We start from the raw sequence: 15,709 nt of genomic DNA, 5'->3' as shown, positions 1-15,709 counted from the left end.
CCATAACCCAAGGAGCGAGCGCGTGTACCGTCCCTGCGACGAAACCGCAGATGCGGTGACGAAATCCCGGCTCGCGGAGACCAACCTGCCCTCAGGCCTTCTCGTACCGCGTCAGCACCGCGCCGGTGTCCATCGCCTTGGCCTCGAGGAGCCTCAGCTTCTGGCGCGGATAGCCCCCGTCGAGGAGCCGCGTCCCACCGCCGAAAAGCATGGGGAGGGTCAGCAGCCAGATCTCGTCGACGACTCCAGCGCGGAGCGCCGTCTGCGCGAACTTGGCTCCGGCAAAGATCACCATGTCCTTGCCCGGTTTCTGACGCTCGGCGGCGACCGTTTCCGCGATTCCCGCCGTCGCCAGGGTCGAATTGGCCCAGGCATCAGCGTTGTTGAGCGAGCGTGAGAAGACGATCTTGCGCGCGCGGTTCATGAACCGCGCCACGCTCTGCTGTGCAGGACCGACCTCCGGATTCCCCTCCGCTTCCGGCCAGAACTCGGCCATCCCCTGCCAGGCAGTGCGCCCGTAGAGGAGCGTGTCGAAGCGTTCGATCATACGATCGGTCCACGCGTCGAGATCCGCCGACCAGTCCGGCCCTATGAACTCGCCGCCCGGCCCTTCGATATAGCCGTCGAGGCTGACGAACATCGAAAGCACCAGCTTGCGCATGGGTCAGCCTCCCACCGCATAGGTCAGGATCACGCCACCCGACTTTAGGGGGCGGGCGGATTCAAGGCGCAAGGGGACCATGTCGTCCTGCGGCTTGAACAGCGGCGTGCCTCCGCCCAAGATCCCCGGGGCGACGCACACCCGGTATTCGTCGACGAGCCCGGCCTTGAGCAGTGACGAGAGCAGGTCGGCGCTGCCCATGGCGTAGACATCCTTGCCGTTCTCGGCCTTGAGGCCCTTGACCGTCTCGACCGCGTCGCCCTTCAGGAGCCGTGTATTGTTCCAGTCCGCCGCTTCGAGCGTGTGGCTCGCCACCGCCTTCTCGACGGCATTCATCTTCTCTGCGACCGCCCCGGTCTCCTTGGACCAGTAGTCAGCCATGCCTTCATAGGTCCGGCGGCCGAACAGCAGCGTGCCGATTTCCTCCAACTGCTCCAGCGAAAACGTCTCGAGCTCGTCACCCCAGACCGTCTCGTGGAAGTCGAGATCCCACGGCTTGCGGCCTTCGAAATAGCCGTCGAGCGACATCACATTCCAAACTACCAGGCGTCTCATCACGTCTATCCTCTCAAAAAACCAGTTGCGTTTCACAACCGGTTGTAAGATGCATCAACTGATGCGATATTGCAACCGGTTTTTTTGAAGAGAGTTTCGCATGCGGGAAGATCAGCGATCGGGCTGCCCGATCAATCTGAGCCTCGAGGTCTTCGGCGATCGCTGGAGCCTGATCATCATCCGCGACATGATGTTCGGCAACCTCCGCCATTTCCGCGAGCTGCTGTCGCACTCCGAGGAAGGCATCGCCTCCAACATCCTCTCGGCACGTTTGAAGCACCTGCTCGAGCTCGGCATGGTCACCAAGGCCGACGATCCCAGCCATAAGCAAAAAGCGATCTACAGTCTGACCGAAAAGGCGATCGAGCTCGTGCCGGTTTTCGCCATGCTCGGCGCCTGGGGCCGCCGGCACCTCCCCGTCAGCCGCGAGCTCTCCATCCGCGCCGAGCTTCTGGAAAAAGGCGGACCGGAGATGTGGGAAGCCTTCATGGAAGAACTGCGCACCCAGCATCTGGGCACGCCGAAAAAACCCGGCGCGCGCTCGGTCTTTGCCGAGCTGCGCGCGGCTTATGAGAAGGTGCTGGCGGAAGAGGCGGGGTGAGTCCCACCCTTCGACGAGAGCGTTAGGATCACGGGCGGTGGGAGAGCCACTGAACCATCCCACCCCTTATCCTGTGCGGGTGTCGACACCGCATCACCCCCTCCTAGCCTCCCCCATCAAGGGGGAGGTGGCATCCGTGCACTGACGGAATCGGCGCCATACCCATGGGTGGGGACCATAGTGCTCGTGGCACAATCCCGCCGAGACCTCCGAACCGGCACCTCCCCCCTTGTGGGGGAGGTTGGGAGGGGGGTATCCTCAAGTCGGAAGGATGGCACCATCCAACTCCACCCACCGGCTGTCATCGTGTTTACCGCAGGAGTGGTGGCAGACTCGGACCTGCGGATCCCTCTCAAGAGAACCCGGAAATACTGCGCGTCCGGTACGGCGCCTCGAGCCGGCCGATCTCCTCGTCGGAAAGCTTCAAATCCAGCGCCTTGATGGCGTCCTCGACATGGCTCAACTTGGAGGCCCCGACGATCGGCGAAGTGATGACGTCCTTGGACAGCAGCCAGGCGAGTGCCACCTCTGCCATCGAGACGCCCCGCGCCTTGGCGACGGCCTCGACCGCTCCGACGACGTCCTGATCGTTAGCCTCGGTGATCTGGTACATGTTCTTGCCGTGCCGGTCGGTCGAGACCCGCTTGGTCGTCTCGCCCCACGGCCGCGCCAGCTTGCCGGCACCGAGCGGCGACCACGGGATCACGCCGATGCCGTCCGCCTTGCACAGCGGCAGCATCTCGCGCTCTTCCTCGCGGTAGATGAGGTTGACCTCGTTCTGCATCGAGACGAACTTCGTCCAGCCGTTGATTTCGGCCGCGCGCTGGTATTTGAGGAACTGCCAGGCGTACATCGACGATGCGCCGATATAGCGGGCCTTGCCGGCCTTCACCACGTCGTTGAGCGCCTCCATTGTCTCCTCAAAGGGCGTATTCGGATCGAAGCGGTGGATCTGGTAGAGGTCCACATAGTCGGTGCCGAGGCGTTTGAGGCTCTGGTCGATCTCATAAAAGATGATCTTGCGGCTGAGCCCTGCCCCGTTCGGTCCCCGCCTCTGATGGTTGAACCTGACTTTCGTCGCCAGCACGATATCCTCGCGCGGCGCCAGTTCCTTGAGCATGGCGCCCGTCACCTCCTCCGAGGTGCCCGCCGCATAGACATTGGCGGTATCGAAGAAGTTGATGCCGGCCTCCCACGCCCGCCGGAACATCGGCCGCGCCTCGTCGAGCCCCAGTACCCACGGCCGCTCGTCATCGGGCGTGCCGAACGACATGGTGCCAAAGCACAGCCGGCTGACCTGCAGTCCCGCATTGCCCAAGCGCACATAATCCATAGCCAATCCTCCTGGCAGCCTTCGTCGGCGATTTCGGGAAATCTGATGACGCCAGCCTAGGTGCCGCGCCGGCGATGGGTCAACCGGCAAGGGTGCAATGGGCTTTTCAGATGTGAAAAGGCCGGCACAAACCGCCCATGCCAACGAAACGTGGGGACATCCCATTCCCTCGCGCCCGCAAAAGCTGGTGAATGACCAAAGATCCCCCACGCGTCGCCCCTTCCCAGCCTTCGCGCACAGGAATAATCTCCTGCCATGATCGCGAGCGGCACCAGGAGGGGACAGCCGCGTTTCTGCGGTCGAGGGGAGAATGGAATGCCAAGAATCGCTGAGCTCTTTTTCAAGACCGCCATCGTCTTTCTCGTCATCGGCATCGGCATCGGGCTGATGATGGCCATCAGCCAAAATCACGCCGTCATGGGCGCCCACGCTCACATCAACCTTCTGGGCTGGGTAACGAGCGCGCTCTTTGGCGGCTATTATGCCCTCAACCCGGCCAAGGCCGAGGGCCGGCTGCCCATGACCCACTACGCCGTCTACACCATCGGCGTCGTGGTGATGACCGCCTCGCTTTACATGCTGCTCTCGGGGAACACCGCCTTTGAGACGCCCGTCGCCATCGGCTCGATGATCACCTTCCTCGGCGTCCTCATCTTCGCCTGGATCGCCTTCGCGCCCGCAGGCCAGCGCGCCGCCCGGCCCATCGCCGCCGAATAAGCGCAGGGCTCCCGCCGCGACGGCGGGAGCCATACACCTGCCGATGTCGCCTTTCTTCCCCTCGCCCCTCTGGGGAGAGGGATCGATTCTCCGCGTTCAGCGGAAAATCAGGGTGGGGGCCGCCGTGCTCGCGACAGGACCCGGCTTGACAAGGACAACCTTTGTCACCTATTCAACAACTCTGTTTATAAACAACTGTGTTGAATATGTCCGTCACCGACCCCCTCTCCGCCACCTTCTCGGCCCTCGCCGACCCCACCCGTCGCGCACTGCTGGCGCAGCTGACCGAGGGCGAGGCGAGCGTCAATCAGCTGGCCGAGCCCTTCGACATGACCCTGCAGGCGGTGTCGCGCCATCTGAAGGTGCTGGAAGCCGCCGGCCTTGTCGCCCGCAGCCGCAACGCCCAATGGCGGCCCTGCCGGCTCGATCCCGCGCCGTTGCGCGAGATCGACGGCTGGCTCGCCCGCTATCGGACCTACTGGCTGGGCAGCTTCGACAAGATGGACGCCTATCTAACCGAGATCACCCGCGGAGATCCTGATGCGCCAAAGAACTGATGACCTTAGGGATGACGAGCTCCTCATCACCCGCGTCTTCGAGGCGCCTGTCGCCGTCGTCTGGCGGCTGTGGTCGGAGCCCGAGCACTGGTTCCGCTGGTCGGGGCCGCAAGGGTTCACCGTCACCGACCTCGACCACGATTTCCGCGTCGGCGGCCAATGGCGCACCGGCATGAAATCCGCCGCCTATGGCCGCAGCGTCTCCCACGGCCAGTTTCTCGAAATCGTGCCGCACGAGCGCATCGTCATGAGCTTTGCCTGGGAGGAAGGTTCGGGCGAGACGACGCAGACGACCATCACTATCACCTTCGAGGAAGAGGACGGCAGGACCGTCCAGCACTTCCACCAGACCCCGTTCAGTTCCCGCGACTACCGCGACAGCCATGTGATGGGCTGGAACTCCCAGTTCAACAAGGAGGCGGAATATGCCGAGGCCCTCGCCCGCGGTGTTCAGCTGGCGCAGTTGAGTTGAGGAGCGGGGATGGGGCGCGGCCGACAGGACGCCGACCTGGTTCACCCCCCTCCCCGCCTCCCCCACAAGGGGGGAGGTGACGCATCGTGCCTGTGGCACCGTTTCGCCAAGCGCACTGACCTACACCTCCCCCCTTGTGGGGGAGGATGGGAGGGGGGCGAATTGAGTGTGAACCGCCTGACTCAGTGCGTGAACATTCTGACTCAACACGTGAACACCCGGACTCATCGCACGAACCCGCTGACTCAACGCGTCAACAAAGGAGGATAACCCCATGCTGCTCAAGGATAAGGTCGCCATCATCCATGGTGCCGGCGGCAAGATCGGTGGCGCCACGGCGCGTGCCTTCGCCCGCGAGGGCGCAAGGCTCTATCTCGCCGGCCGCACGCTCGACAAGGTCAAGGCCGTCGCCGATGAGATCACGGCAGCCGGCGGCACAGCCGAGGCCACCGAGGTCGATGCCCTCGATGAGGCGGCGGTGCGCGCGCATGCCGACGACGTGGCCAAGAAGGCCGGCCGCATCGACCTCACCTTCAACGCCGTATGGATCCGCGGCGACCTGCAGGGCACCCGCCTCATCGACATGCAGGTCGAGGACGTCCTCACCCCGATCACCGTTGCCGCCCGTACCCACCTCATCACGGCCGTCGCCGCCGCCCGTCACATGGTCGAGCAAGGCTCGGGCACCATCCTCACCCTTTCCTCCTCCGGCTCGCATCTCTCCGGCCGCGACCAGATGAAGCACGCGCCCGGCGGCTTCGGCATCGCCTGCACCACCATCGAGGCCCTGTCGCGCACCCTCGCCGGCGAACTCGGCCCCAAGGGCATCCGCGTCGTCTGCGTCCGCTCCGATGCCATTCCCGAGACCTGGTCCACCGACCCTGCCCACGCCGAGCAAATCAACGACTTCAAGACCTACATGACCGCCGGCACCGTCCTCGGCCGCATGCCGACTCTTGCCGAGGTCGCCGACGCCACCGTCCTCGCCGCCAGCGACCACGCCCGCGCCATCACCGGCGCCATCATGAACGTGACCTGCGGCTCGGTGCTGGATATGGATTAGAGCTCTTCCCGCGCCGAATGAATCGGAGCGGGAGCTCCAAGTCACTTTTGCTGAGAACGCTCTAGCCGGCGATCGCCTGCGGCGGCTGGTTCAGCACCGACCAATCGGCCTTGCGCGCCCAGGCCTCGAACGAGCGCCAGGCGACTTCGGGGAAGGCCTTGTGCAGCGCGGGGATGTCGACGTCGTAACCGACGCGATCGAACCACTCGAACATGATGGCGCTTTCGGCGTCCTGTTGGCGGGCCGCCTCGAGCGGGATCTCCTGGTAGCGGATCGGCCGGCCGATCGCCTGCGCAAGGATGGCGGCCTGCTCGGTGCCGGTGAGCTCGTCGCCGGCGATGTCGAAGCGCTGACCGAACACCGACGCGCCACGCCCGATCACCGCCGCGGCAAAGGCACCGATATCGGCAACGGCGATGAGCTGGAGCTTGCGCTCAGGCGGGAGCCCGAAGGCGTAGGTCCCCTGGCTCAACGCGCCGATCGACCATGGCGCAGTGACGTTCTCCATGAAGCCGGCCGGGGCGATGATGGTGTGGGCAATGTCCAACTCGGCGATTGCCTCCTCGACCCGATACTTGCTCTCGAAATGCGGGATACCGGTCGCCTTGTCGGCATCCGCCACCGAGGAAAAGACGAGATGTCCGACGCCGGCGGCCTTTGCAGCCTTTGCGGCGGAGACGCCCTGCTGCGTCTCGCCCTCGGCGCCCGTCTCCCAGAAGTTCGTCACGAGGAACATGGCATCGGCGCCACGGGCGGCGCGCTCGACCGAGCCGGGGTCGCTGAAATCGCCGGTGTGGATTTGCGCGCCGGCGGCGGCGAGCGCTCGTGCAGCGGCGCTGTCGGGGTTACGCGTCAGGGCTCGTACGGGGTAGCCCTGGCCGAACAGGGCGCGGGCGACGGAGCCGCCCTGTTGGCCGGTCGCGCCGGTCACGAGAACTGTTGGCTTGGTGGTCATTTGTCGATCTCCGTGTGGGTTGCAACGGAGATTTCGGGATTGGCCGATTGAACCGCAATGCGCTATAGTTGGGAAACATCGTACCGCAGGAGGCTACAATGCTCGACCTCAATGACATCGCCATCTTTGCGCGGGTGGTCGAGGCGGGAAGCTTCACCGGCGCCGCGCGGCAGCTCGGGCTGCCCAAGACCAGCGTCAGCCGGCGCATCGCCGGGCTAGAGCGGGAGGTGGGGGTGCGGCTCTTGCATCGCACCACCCGCAGTTTGCGCCCCACCGATGCCGGGCGCGTCTACTATGAACAGAGCAGCGTGGCGTTGAGGAGCATCGAGGAAGCAAACCAGCAGCTGGCCGCGGCACGGGCCGAGCCGTCGGGCACCATCCGCATTTCGGCGCCGGTTGGCTTTGCCGAATTCTTCCTTGCCGAGGCGGTGTTCGCGTTCCTTGCGAGCTACGCAAGCACTAGGGTCGAGCTGCTGTTGACTGACGATAAGCTCAACCTGGTGGAGGCGGGGATCGACGTGGCCTTCCGCACCGGGGCGCTGACCGATTCGACGCTGGTGGCGCGAAAGCTGGGGCCGTCGCACAAGGTGCTGTGCGCGAGCCCCGCCTATCTGGCGGAGCGGGGAATGCCGGAGCGGCCGACCGACCTGTCCGACCACGATTGCATCATCGCCGGGCAGCAACTGGCTGGAGCACAGTGGGTACTCGAGGGGCCGAACGGCACCGAGACCGTGGCGGTGAGCGGCCGCATCTCGGCCAACACGATGGAGATCGCCGGGCGCGGCGCGCTCGAGGGCTTCGGCATCGCGCAACTGCCGGCCTCGGCCGCCGCTCCCGCGATAGCGGATGGCCGACTGCGGCGGGTGCTGCCGGATTACGCGACGGCGGTGGGCGGCGTATATGCGGTCTATCCGTCCAGCCGGCACCTGTCGCCGACGGTGAGGACCTTCGTCGATCTGGCGGCGGAACGGCTGAGCCGGGCCCAGGTAGAGGCGAACTGCGCCGTGGACAAGCTCGTACCGGCGGCCGAATAGTTTCGGCGCTAGAATCCAGCCGCGGGTGCAGTCGCCTGCCCTCACCGATACCCCGCCAGCGTCAGCGCCGCCTTCACGCGAACGACGCCAAGGGCGGATGCTGCCTGGATGATCCGGTTGCGCACCCAGCGCATCGCGGGATTGGTCAGCGTTGCCACCCTGGTCAGGCGGTCGGTCATCTCCAACACTTCCTCAGCCGACGCCCGCCGCTCGCCTGCATAGGCGTCGAGGGGAGCCGGGCTGCCGGAGCGCAGCGTTTCCGCCAGCGCGGCAGACAGCGCCTTCGCATCCCGCAGGCCCAAATTCATCCCCTGCCCGCCGGCCGGACTATGCACATGCGCCGCATCGCCCACCAGCAGGAACGGCCCGTCGCGGAAGCGATCAGCGAGCTTGTGATGCACCTGAAAGCGGGATCCCCAGAGAAGCTCGCGCACCTTGGCACCCCTGCGCGGGCCACGGGCGTCGATCACTGCCTGCACGTCGGCTATCGTTGGCTGCGACGGCGCACCCGGCATCTGCGCCACGACGCGGTACCGGTCCTTCGACATCGGCGCTACCACCAGAGTGCCGGCTTCCGAGAAGAATAGCGTCACCTCATTCCGCTCGATCGGCCAGTCCATGCGCACGTCAGCGAGCAGGAACGAGCCGTAGGTATGCCCCGGAAAACCGATGCCGGCGGCCTCGCGCACCGTGCTCTTCTCGCCGTCCGCGCCGACGATGTAGCGCGCCGTGAAGCTGCGACTCCCCTCCTTCCCGTCCGCGGTCACGCTGACCCCGTCGGCGCCGCGCTCGACGGATACGACCCGCACGGGCCTCTGCACCTCATGGCCGAGCGCGCGCAGCCGCTCGATCAGGATGACTTCGCTTTCGTCCTGCGGGATCATCAGCGTATAGGGCGTCGGCGATTTGAGCTTCGAGAAGTCGGTGTCCAGCAGCACCGAGTCGCGGTCGCGGACGCGAAAGTGCGGCACCTTGATGCCTTGCGCGATCATCGTCTCAGTCACCCCCAAACCGCCCAGCGCCTCGAGCGTTGCCGCGTGCAGGACTGCGGCCCGCGAGGTGTTCTGCGCTTCGGGCAGCGCATCGAGGACAACGAAGTCGATGCCCTGCTGCGCCAGGCCTATGGCCGTGGCGAGCCCTGCGGGCCCTGCCCCCACGATCAGTACGTCCGTCTCTTCTGCCATTGCCTTTCTCCATTCCAGCGTTGTAAACATGTGTTTACATAGGCTGGGGCAACCAGCGAAGTCAACACGTGTTTACATGAGACCCGCGATGGCACGAAACGCCGACGAAACGCGCCGGAAGCTGGTGGCGGCGGCCCGCCAGTACTTTGCCGAGCACGGCTATGAGCGCACCACCGTGCGGGCCATCGCCGCCGAAGCCGGGGTGAACCCGGCACTGATCAACCGTTATTTCGGCGGCAAGGAGCAGCTCTTTGCCGAGTCCGTCTCGATCGACCTCGGCTTTCCCGATCTCTCCGACGTCCCGCGCGACCGCCTGGGCGAGACTCTGGTCCGCTTCTTCTTCGCCCGCTGGGAAGGCAATGCCGAGGACGACCTGCTGCGCGTCCTCATCCGCACCGCCGCCACGAATGCCGAAGCCGCCGAGCGCATCCGCACCGTCCTTGCCGAGCAGGTCGTCGGCCTCGTCACGCAACTCGGGGCGCCGGGGGACGCCCGCCACCGCGCCGCCCTCGTCGCCAGCCAGATGCTCGGCCTCGCCTATACCCGCTACGTCCTCGGCCTCACCGATGCCGACCTGTCCAGAGAGACGGCCGTCGCCGCCATCGGCGCGACGCTACAGCGTTATCTGCTGGGGGAGCTGACTTGAGGCGCGCTTGGCTTCTGAAACGGCCGGCTCTTGCCACGGGCGCTCGCCCCACCCACCGGATGTCATCCTCGCGCAGGCGAGGACCCAGCCTGAGGTGTAGCGCCAGCCGCAAGGTGTGTGAACAGGGCATCCACCCTCAATCCCTCCCTTCAAGGGGGGCGGTTGCACAACCAACCACCCCTTTCCGTGCCTCGTGATGCGTTCAGGGCTGGGTCCTCGCCTGCGCGAGGATGACATTCGGTGGCTGTTAAGTGGAGGGTGCCCGCGCCCCGGGCGCCGGGCATGAAAGCCATTGCAACTCCCCGGCTGGTCAGCTTCGCGCGACCATCCTAACCTCGCCCGCGACCGTTCCTCCAAGGTGCCCCCATGCCTGCCCTTTCGCCCCGCCTTGCCGCCATCGTCGATGCCCTGCCGCTGCGCCCCGGCCTGCGCGTGCTCGAGATCGGCTGCGGTCCCGGCGCCATGGCCCGCGAGATCGCCGCCCGCATCGGCGACGGCCACGTGCTCGCCGTCGACCGCTCGGCAACCGCCGTAGCCCAGGCTGAGGCCGGCTGCGCTGACGAGATCGAGTCAGGCCGCATGAGCGTGCGCCAATCCGCCGCCGAAGACTTCGAGCTTCTTCCCGGCGAAGCGCCTTTCGACCTCGCCGTCGCCATCCGTGTCGGTGCCTTCGACGGCCGCTATCCGCAAGCCGGCGAGAAAGCCCGCGCTCGCCTGCGTGCCGCCCTCGTTCCCGGCGGCAAGCTCTATATCGACGGCGGCGATCCGCTGTACGAATTCGCCATCTAATGTCGTCCGGCCATCGACGTTTCGCTTTGCAACGGATTTAGGTGCATATACACATAATGTCATGGACGCCGTCGATTTCACCGAGTGTCGGGATTGTGCCTGCCTCTCTGCCCGCCGGACGGCCGCGCGGCTCACGCGCCTCTACGACGAAAAGCTGCGCCCGCACGGGTTGAGCATCAACCAGTTCTCGCTGCTGACAACGCTCATTCTCGCCGGTCCCACCACCATCTCAACCCTCGCCGACCTCCTCGGCATCGAGCGCACGACCCTCACCCGCAATCTCGGCCTCGCCCTGGGGAAGTCGCTGGTGCAGATCAGGCCTGGCAAGGATGCGCGCGAGCGCATCGTTTCCGTCACTCGCCTCGGGCGCGAGGCCGCGGCCGCGGCCCTTCCCGCCTGGAGACAGGCGCAGGCGGAGGCGAGTGCCTGAACATTTGCACGTAAACGTGTATCTACACTTAAAAAGGTGATGAAATGCTCGACTTCTTCGGTTTCTGGTTGCTGGTCCTGGCGGTCGCCGTCACTTATGGCGTCACCCTCTTTCATCTCGATGTTCGGCCCACGACGCGCGTTGCCCTGCTGGCGATCTCGGGGGCCTGGATCGGTCTGCAGGTGGCACTTGCCGCCACAGGCGCCTTCGGGCGCGATTTCGCCCTCGATTTGCCCGTTATCGGCATCATGGTCGCGTTTCCGCTACTGGCGGCGGGAGCGTCCGCACTCGTTTCGCCCGGCGCGCGCCGCGCCCTTCTGGGCATACCGCTCGCCACCATCCTTGCCCTCAACATCCTGCGCGTCTTCGGAGCCTTCTTCCTGCTGCTCGCCGCCGCGCAGGCGATGGCTGGTCCCTTCCCGTTTTCGGCCGGGTGGGGCGACGTCATCACCGGCGTCGCGGCCGCCGGCCTGCTGCTGGTCCCGCGCCTTGCCGCAGCGCCCTTTGCCATCGCGGCCTGGAACGTTTTCGGCGCCCTCGATCTGCTGCTCGCCGTCGCCCTCGGCACCTTGTCGTTCAACGGCTACGCCTTCCAGCTCATCCACGCCGGCCCGGGCTCGGACGCGATCCAGACGCTGCCGTGGAGCCTGATTCCAACCGTACTGGTGCCGCTCTACCTCATCCTGCACGCCGTCGTCTTCGCCCGCCTGCGTTCGGGTATCCGGGCGGGGGCGCGGGCCCGCGCCTGACACGCGCCCAACTCCGAACGCTTCAGCGGACACAAAAGCAAGATTTGCACGCGTTCTGTGCCTTATTCACACACCTTGCGGCTGGCGATGCCTCCCAGGATGGGCCCCGACCTCCGTCGGGGTGACATCGGGGGAGTTGAGGCGGTGATCCAAAAGCCGAAGCCGCAGCAGGAATGATGTTGTGTGCATCTGGGGTGTCGGTGCTTGGCACCGCAACGCCCACAACCTCGCTGTCATCCCGACGAAGGTCGGGATCCATCCCGAGATACCACCACAGCCGCAAGGTGTGCGAACAGGAATTGCCGGCGCCACCCCGTTCCCTTTTTGTTCTCTCCATGGTAAGAGTCGTCTGCGACAGCCTTCAGTTCAAACGGCCCACCATGCACGAGGTCAATCGATGCTCGGACATCTCTCGATCTGCGTCAAAGACATCACCAGAGCCGCCACCTTCTATGACGCAGCCCTCGCACCCCTCGGCGTCGTTCGCATGTGGACCGACGCTGACGCCATCGGCTATGGGCCTGCCGGTCGACGCAGCGAACCGCTCAAGATCATCGAGACATCAGGCGCGGCGCCTCCCGGTGAGGGGTTCCATCTCGCCTTCAACGCCCCCGACCATGCGGCGGTGGACGCCTTTCACGCGGCGGGCATCGCCAACGGAGGGACCGACAACGGACCGCCAGGGCTAAGGCCGCACTACTCGCCGACTTTCTACGCCGCATTCGTCATCGACCCTGACGGCTGGCGGCTCGAAGCGGTGCATCAGGTGCACGATTAGCGCGGGACTTTGCGCCCGGCTTGCCGCAAAATGCGCGACTTCGACAGCTACGAATTTCGAACTGGGATACAACCCGATTTTACCACGCTGCTGCTGACAGGATGTGACACGGCACCTATCTATGGTGCCGCTCACCCCATTCCGCCCGACCGTTCCGACGAGACCTGACCATGGCTTCCTCTTCGCGCCCCGGCAAATCCGAGTTTTCCATCGACGACTTTCTCGGCGAGATCGAGAAGGCCGAGGACATGGCCGCCAACAAGCGCCTCCCCCAGGAGCGCCTGAAGAACAAGCGCGCCCTCGACAAGGCGGACCGCCAGCGCGCCGAAGCCGAAGCCAAGGCAGCCGAGAAACCGAAGAAGCCCAAGAAGCAGCAGCGGTCGGAAGCGACGGGCATGTCTCTCAAGGCACCCAAATCCAAGGCCAATTCGGTCGAGCGTGTCGATTTCGAGGGGATGGGCGAAGCCCCGCAGGCTGGGTTCGGCCACGTGCCTTCCCAGCGGGTCACCGCCCGCGACATCTCCCGCGCCGCCGCCAAGGACCCCGAAGTGCTCGGCGAATTGCGCGGCACGCTTTCCAAGGCCCGGTCCAAGGTCACCGGCGGCGACGGCAAGACCATCGCCGGCGCCCAGACCGTCGGCATCTCGGCGACCGTCAAGGCGCTGGAGGAGATCATCCTGCATGGCCGCAAGGAGGTGGAAGGGTCCGCCCCCTGGGTGCCGCACCGGCCCGAGCGCCCGGCCAAGACCGAAGGCGGCAAGGCCTTCAATCTCGTCACCGACTACGAGCCGCGCGGTGACCAGCCGACCGCCATCACCGAGCTGGTCGAAGGCATCGACAATGGCGAAACCGACCAGGTGCTGCTCGGCGTCACCGGCTCGGGCAAGACCTTCACCGTCGCCCAGACCATTCAGCGCACCCAGCGCCCTGCCCTGATCCTCGCACCCAACAAGACGCTGGCCGCCCAGCTTTATGGCGAGTTCAAGTCGTTCTTCCCGGAGAACGCCGTCGAGTACTTCGTCTCCTACTACGACTACTACCAGCCCGAAGCCTATGTGCCGCGCACGGACACCTATATCGAGAAGGAATCCTCGATCAACGAGCAGATCGACCGCATGCGCCACTCGGCGACGCGCGCCCTGCTCGAGCGCGACGACGTCATCATCGTCGCCTCGGTCTCCTGCATCTACGGCATCGGCTCGGTCGAGGGCTACTCGGCCATGATCATCGACCTCAACAAGGGCCAGAAGATCGACCAGCGCGAGCTCCTCGCCAGTTTCGTCGCCATGCAATACAAGCGCAACGAGGCCGCCTTCACCCGCGGCACCTTCCGCGTGCGCGGCGACACCATCGAGATCTTCCCCGCCCACTACGACAGCGCCGCCTGGCGCATTACGCTCTTCGGCAACGAGATCGAGAAGATCGTCGAGTTCGATCCGCTGACGGGCAAGACCGTCGGCGAGCGCAAGTTCATCCGCGTCTACGCCAACTCCCACCACGTCACGCCGCGCCCGACCATCGTCCAGGCGATCAAGGAGATCAAGAAGGAGCTCGCCGCCCGCCTGCAGGAGCTGAACGGCGCCGGCCGCTTCCTCGAGGCCCAGCGCCTCGAGCAGCGCACCTTGTTCGATCTCGAGATGATGGAAGCCACCGGTTCCTGCGCCGGTATCGAGAACTATTCGCGCTACTTCTCCGGCCGCCGGCCCGGAGAGCCGCCGCCGACCCTGTTCGAATACTTGCCCGACGACGCCCTGGTCTTCGTCGACGAGAGCCACGTCACCATCGGCCAGCTCGGCGCCATGTATCGCGGCGACCTGCGCCGCAAGGCAACGCTCGCCGAATACGGCTTCCGCCTCCCCTCCTGCATGGACAACCGGCCGCTGCGCTTCGAGGAGTGGAACGCCATGCGCCCGCAGACGGTCTACGTCTCGGCCACCCCCGGCTCATGGGAGATGGAGCAGACCGGCGGCGTCTTCGCCGAGCAGGTCATCCGCCCGACCGGCCTCATCGATCCGCCGGTCGAAGTGCGTCCGGCGACCAGCCAGGTCGACGACGTGGTCGACGAGATCCGCGGCGTCAGCAAGGCCGGCTACCGCACCCTGGTGACGACGCTGACCAAGAAGATGGCCGAGGACCTCACCGAATATCTGCACGAGCAGGGCATCCGCGTGCGCTACATGCACTCGGACATCGACACCATCGAGCGCATCGAGATCATCCGTGACCTCAGGCTCGGCGCCTTCGACGTGCTGGTCGGCATCAACCTCCTGCGCGAGGGCCTCGACATCCCCGAATGCGGGTTGGTCGCCATCCTCGATGCCGACAAGGAAGGGTTCCTGCGCTCGGAGACTTCCCTCATCCAGACCATCGGCCGCGCCGCCCGCAACGTCGACGGCCGCGTCATCCTCTATGCCGACAACATGACCGGCTCCATGGAACGCGCCCTCGCCGAAACCAACCGCCGCCGCGAAAAGCAGATGGCCTACAACGAAGCCAACGGCATCACCCCGCAATCGGTGCGCTCCAACATCCACGACATTGTCGACAGCGTCTACGAACGCGACCACGTCACCATCTCAATCGGCAAGGGCCGCGACGGCAAGGAACAGGTCAAGGTCGGCGACAATTTGGCCGCGGTCATCAAGGACCTCGAGGCGCAGATGCGCGAAGCGGCGACGAATCTTGAGTTCGAGAAGGCAGCGAGGCTCAGGGACGAGGTGAAGCGATTGCGGGAGATGGAGTTGGATACGCTGGAGGGGGAGATCAGCTGATCGAGGCCATGGGCCTCTATCCGAGGGACTGGGGAAATGGAGCCCATTGTCGTCGAGGTGCACGGCAAAGGACTGAGATCGACCTTTCGAACCTTCGAGACTTCAAACCTCCCCGCGAAGCAATATTTTCCGACGGAGAGATCTAGGTGAGAAGGCCATGAGAGCTACGATCGAATGGCAGCGCGACCCCTGGAAGTCGTGAAGCGGCTGCGGCTGATGGAGCTAAATACCCAAAACGGGTACATCATTTCATTGATCCACCTCACGCGCTCGACAGACGCAGGTTTGTGGGAGGCGCAACTCTAGACAAGTGGAGGAGGTTGTCGACCCCCGCCGCTCTCAGCGCGGCATGAGAGGCACGCACGCAGTCCCACAACCCTGGTTTCCTTGCGAGCTAGATAAGGCAACTACATT

The 15,709-nt window shown here is 65.2% G+C and carries 17 protein-coding genes; 12 read left to right on the top strand and 5 right to left on the bottom strand.

Annotated elements, in window-relative coordinates; all coding sequences use genetic code 11:
- Positions 1-91 precede the first annotated feature (91 nt).
- Both QQK18_RS00300 and QQK18_RS00295 read right to left on the bottom strand, forming a co-directional pair.
- Entirely contained in the window at positions 92-661 is a 570-nt protein-coding gene (locus QQK18_RS00300) for a dihydrofolate reductase family protein (RefSeq protein WP_284338273.1), read from the bottom strand.
- A gap of 3 nt (positions 662-664) precedes the next feature.
- Positions 665-1,216, bottom strand: a complete 552-nt coding sequence (locus QQK18_RS00295) for a dihydrofolate reductase family protein (RefSeq protein ID WP_284338272.1) — start codon at positions 1,214-1,216, stop codon at positions 665-667.
- A 100-nt stretch (positions 1,217-1,316) separates the two neighbouring features.
- On the opposite strand from QQK18_RS00295, the gene QQK18_RS00290 reads away from it, so the two are divergent.
- On the top strand, positions 1,317-1,817 hold the full coding sequence (locus tag QQK18_RS00290) for a winged helix-turn-helix transcriptional regulator (RefSeq protein ID WP_284338271.1): 501 nt from the start codon (positions 1,317-1,319) through the stop codon (positions 1,815-1,817).
- A gap of 352 nt (positions 1,818-2,169) precedes the next feature.
- Here QQK18_RS00290 and QQK18_RS00285 read toward each other — a convergent pair whose 3' ends face one another.
- Positions 2,170-3,150, bottom strand: coding sequence for an aldo/keto reductase (locus tag QQK18_RS00285; protein ID WP_284338270.1), 981 nt, complete (start codon positions 3,148-3,150; stop codon positions 2,170-2,172).
- A 315-nt stretch (positions 3,151-3,465) separates the two neighbouring features.
- Between QQK18_RS00285 and QQK18_RS00280 the strand changes: the two genes are divergently transcribed.
- The 4 genes from QQK18_RS00280 to QQK18_RS00265 all read left to right on the top strand — a co-directional run bounded on the left by QQK18_RS00280 (position 3,466) and on the right by QQK18_RS00265 (position 5,959).
- Entirely contained in the window at positions 3,466-3,867 is a 402-nt protein-coding gene (locus QQK18_RS00280) for a hypothetical protein (RefSeq protein WP_284338269.1), read from the top strand.
- Between the two features lie 206 nt (positions 3,868-4,073).
- Complete coding sequence (locus QQK18_RS00275) at positions 4,074-4,424, top strand: ArsR/SmtB family transcription factor (protein WP_284338268.1); 351 nt, start codon at positions 4,074-4,076, stop codon at positions 4,422-4,424.
- Positions 4,408-4,896 (top strand): SRPBCC family protein, encoded by a 489-nt coding sequence (locus tag QQK18_RS00270; RefSeq protein ID WP_284338267.1) that lies wholly within the window; start codon positions 4,408-4,410, stop codon positions 4,894-4,896. The genes QQK18_RS00275 and QQK18_RS00270 overlap by 17 nt, the downstream gene beginning before the upstream one ends.
- 274 nt (positions 4,897-5,170) lie before the next feature.
- The gene (locus QQK18_RS00265; RefSeq protein ID WP_284338266.1) at positions 5,171-5,959 is read left to right on the top strand and encodes an SDR family NAD(P)-dependent oxidoreductase; all 789 of its coding nucleotides are present in this window, start codon (positions 5,171-5,173) and stop codon (positions 5,957-5,959) included.
- Positions 5,960-6,020: 61 nt separating this feature from the next.
- Here QQK18_RS00265 and QQK18_RS00260 read toward each other — a convergent pair whose 3' ends face one another.
- Complete coding sequence (locus QQK18_RS00260; protein ID WP_284338265.1) at positions 6,021-6,914, bottom strand: NmrA/HSCARG family protein; 894 nt, start codon at positions 6,912-6,914, stop codon at positions 6,021-6,023.
- A gap of 98 nt (positions 6,915-7,012) precedes the next feature.
- On the opposite strand from QQK18_RS00260, the gene QQK18_RS00255 reads away from it, so the two are divergent.
- Positions 7,013-7,948 (top strand): LysR family transcriptional regulator, encoded by a 936-nt coding sequence (locus QQK18_RS00255; protein ID WP_284338264.1) that lies wholly within the window; start codon positions 7,013-7,015, stop codon positions 7,946-7,948.
- A 41-nt stretch (positions 7,949-7,989) separates the two neighbouring features.
- On the opposite strand, the gene QQK18_RS00250 is transcribed toward QQK18_RS00255, so the two are convergent.
- Positions 7,990-9,132 carry an FAD-dependent monooxygenase gene (locus tag QQK18_RS00250; protein ID WP_284338263.1) on the bottom strand — a complete coding sequence of 381 codons (1,143 nt, stop codon included), beginning with the start codon at positions 9,130-9,132 and terminating at the stop codon, positions 7,990-7,992.
- 88 nt (positions 9,133-9,220) lie between these two features.
- Here QQK18_RS00250 and QQK18_RS00245 point away from each other — a divergent pair, with 88 nt between their 5' ends.
- The 6 genes from QQK18_RS00245 to uvrB all read left to right on the top strand — a co-directional run bounded on the left by QQK18_RS00245 (position 9,221) and on the right by uvrB (position 15,295).
- Positions 9,221-9,778 carry a TetR/AcrR family transcriptional regulator gene (locus QQK18_RS00245; RefSeq protein WP_284338262.1) on the top strand — a complete coding sequence of 186 codons (558 nt, stop codon included), beginning with the start codon at positions 9,221-9,223 and terminating at the stop codon, positions 9,776-9,778.
- Positions 9,779-10,144: 366 nt separating this feature from the next.
- On the top strand, positions 10,145-10,567 hold the full coding sequence (locus tag QQK18_RS00240) for an SAM-dependent methyltransferase (protein ID WP_284338261.1): 423 nt from the start codon (positions 10,145-10,147) through the stop codon (positions 10,565-10,567).
- Between the two features lie 61 nt (positions 10,568-10,628).
- Entirely contained in the window at positions 10,629-10,997 is a 369-nt protein-coding gene (locus QQK18_RS00235; protein WP_284338260.1) for a MarR family winged helix-turn-helix transcriptional regulator, read from the top strand.
- A gap of 44 nt (positions 10,998-11,041) precedes the next feature.
- A complete protein-coding gene (locus QQK18_RS00230; protein ID WP_284338259.1) occupies positions 11,042-11,746 on the top strand; it encodes a DUF8737 domain-containing protein in 705 nt (234 codons plus the stop codon).
- Between the two features lie 397 nt (positions 11,747-12,143).
- Complete coding sequence (locus QQK18_RS00225; protein ID WP_284338258.1) at positions 12,144-12,524, top strand: VOC family protein; 381 nt, start codon at positions 12,144-12,146, stop codon at positions 12,522-12,524.
- Between the two features lie 170 nt (positions 12,525-12,694).
- Positions 12,695-15,295, top strand: coding sequence for an excinuclease ABC subunit UvrB (gene uvrB / locus QQK18_RS00220; RefSeq protein ID WP_284338257.1), 2,601 nt, complete (start codon positions 12,695-12,697; stop codon positions 15,293-15,295).
- Positions 15,296-15,709 lie beyond the last annotated feature (414 nt).

It is taken from the genome of Devosia nitrariae (assembly GCF_030160115.1).
GTDB lineage: Bacteria > Pseudomonadota > Alphaproteobacteria > Rhizobiales > Devosiaceae > Devosia > Devosia nitrariae.
Note: the sequence above shows the minus strand (reverse complement) of the source record. Positions and strands in the feature narration are given on the sequence as shown.

What these genes read in the sequence shown, in the direction of transcription:
- QQK18_RS00300 (WP_284338273.1), bottom strand. Translation starts at nt 661, where the DNA reads ATGCGCAAGCTGGTGCTTTCGATGTTCGTCAGCCTCGACGGCTATATC.
- QQK18_RS00295 (WP_284338272.1), bottom strand. Translation starts at nt 1,216, where the DNA reads ATGAGACGCCTGGTAGTTTGGAATGTGATGTCGCTCGACGGCTATTTC.
- QQK18_RS00290 (WP_284338271.1), top strand. Translation starts at nt 1,317, where the DNA reads ATGCGGGAAGATCAGCGATCGGGCTGCCCGATCAATCTGAGCCTCGAG.
- QQK18_RS00285 (WP_284338270.1), bottom strand. Translation starts at nt 3,150, where the DNA reads ATGGATTATGTGCGCTTGGGCAATGCGGGACTGCAGGTCAGCCGGCTG.
- QQK18_RS00280 (WP_284338269.1), top strand. Translation starts at nt 3,466, where the DNA reads ATGCCAAGAATCGCTGAGCTCTTTTTCAAGACCGCCATCGTCTTTCTC.
- QQK18_RS00275 (WP_284338268.1), top strand. Translation starts at nt 4,074, where the DNA reads ATGTCCGTCACCGACCCCCTCTCCGCCACCTTCTCGGCCCTCGCCGAC.
- QQK18_RS00270 (WP_284338267.1), top strand. Translation starts at nt 4,408, where the DNA reads ATGCGCCAAAGAACTGATGACCTTAGGGATGACGAGCTCCTCATCACC.
- QQK18_RS00265 (WP_284338266.1), top strand. Translation starts at nt 5,171, where the DNA reads ATGCTGCTCAAGGATAAGGTCGCCATCATCCATGGTGCCGGCGGCAAG.
- QQK18_RS00260 (WP_284338265.1), bottom strand. Translation starts at nt 6,914, where the DNA reads ATGACCACCAAGCCAACAGTTCTCGTGACCGGCGCGACCGGCCAACAG.
- QQK18_RS00255 (WP_284338264.1), top strand. Translation starts at nt 7,013, where the DNA reads ATGCTCGACCTCAATGACATCGCCATCTTTGCGCGGGTGGTCGAGGCG.
- QQK18_RS00250 (WP_284338263.1), bottom strand. Translation starts at nt 9,132, where the DNA reads ATGGCAGAAGAGACGGACGTACTGATCGTGGGGGCAGGGCCCGCAGGG.
- QQK18_RS00245 (WP_284338262.1), top strand. Translation starts at nt 9,221, where the DNA reads ATGGCACGAAACGCCGACGAAACGCGCCGGAAGCTGGTGGCGGCGGCC.
- QQK18_RS00240 (WP_284338261.1), top strand. Translation starts at nt 10,145, where the DNA reads ATGCCTGCCCTTTCGCCCCGCCTTGCCGCCATCGTCGATGCCCTGCCG.
- QQK18_RS00235 (WP_284338260.1), top strand. Translation starts at nt 10,629, where the DNA reads ATGGACGCCGTCGATTTCACCGAGTGTCGGGATTGTGCCTGCCTCTCT.
- QQK18_RS00230 (WP_284338259.1), top strand. Translation starts at nt 11,042, where the DNA reads ATGCTCGACTTCTTCGGTTTCTGGTTGCTGGTCCTGGCGGTCGCCGTC.
- QQK18_RS00225 (WP_284338258.1), top strand. Translation starts at nt 12,144, where the DNA reads ATGCTCGGACATCTCTCGATCTGCGTCAAAGACATCACCAGAGCCGCC.
- uvrB (WP_284338257.1), top strand. Translation starts at nt 12,695, where the DNA reads ATGGCTTCCTCTTCGCGCCCCGGCAAATCCGAGTTTTCCATCGACGAC.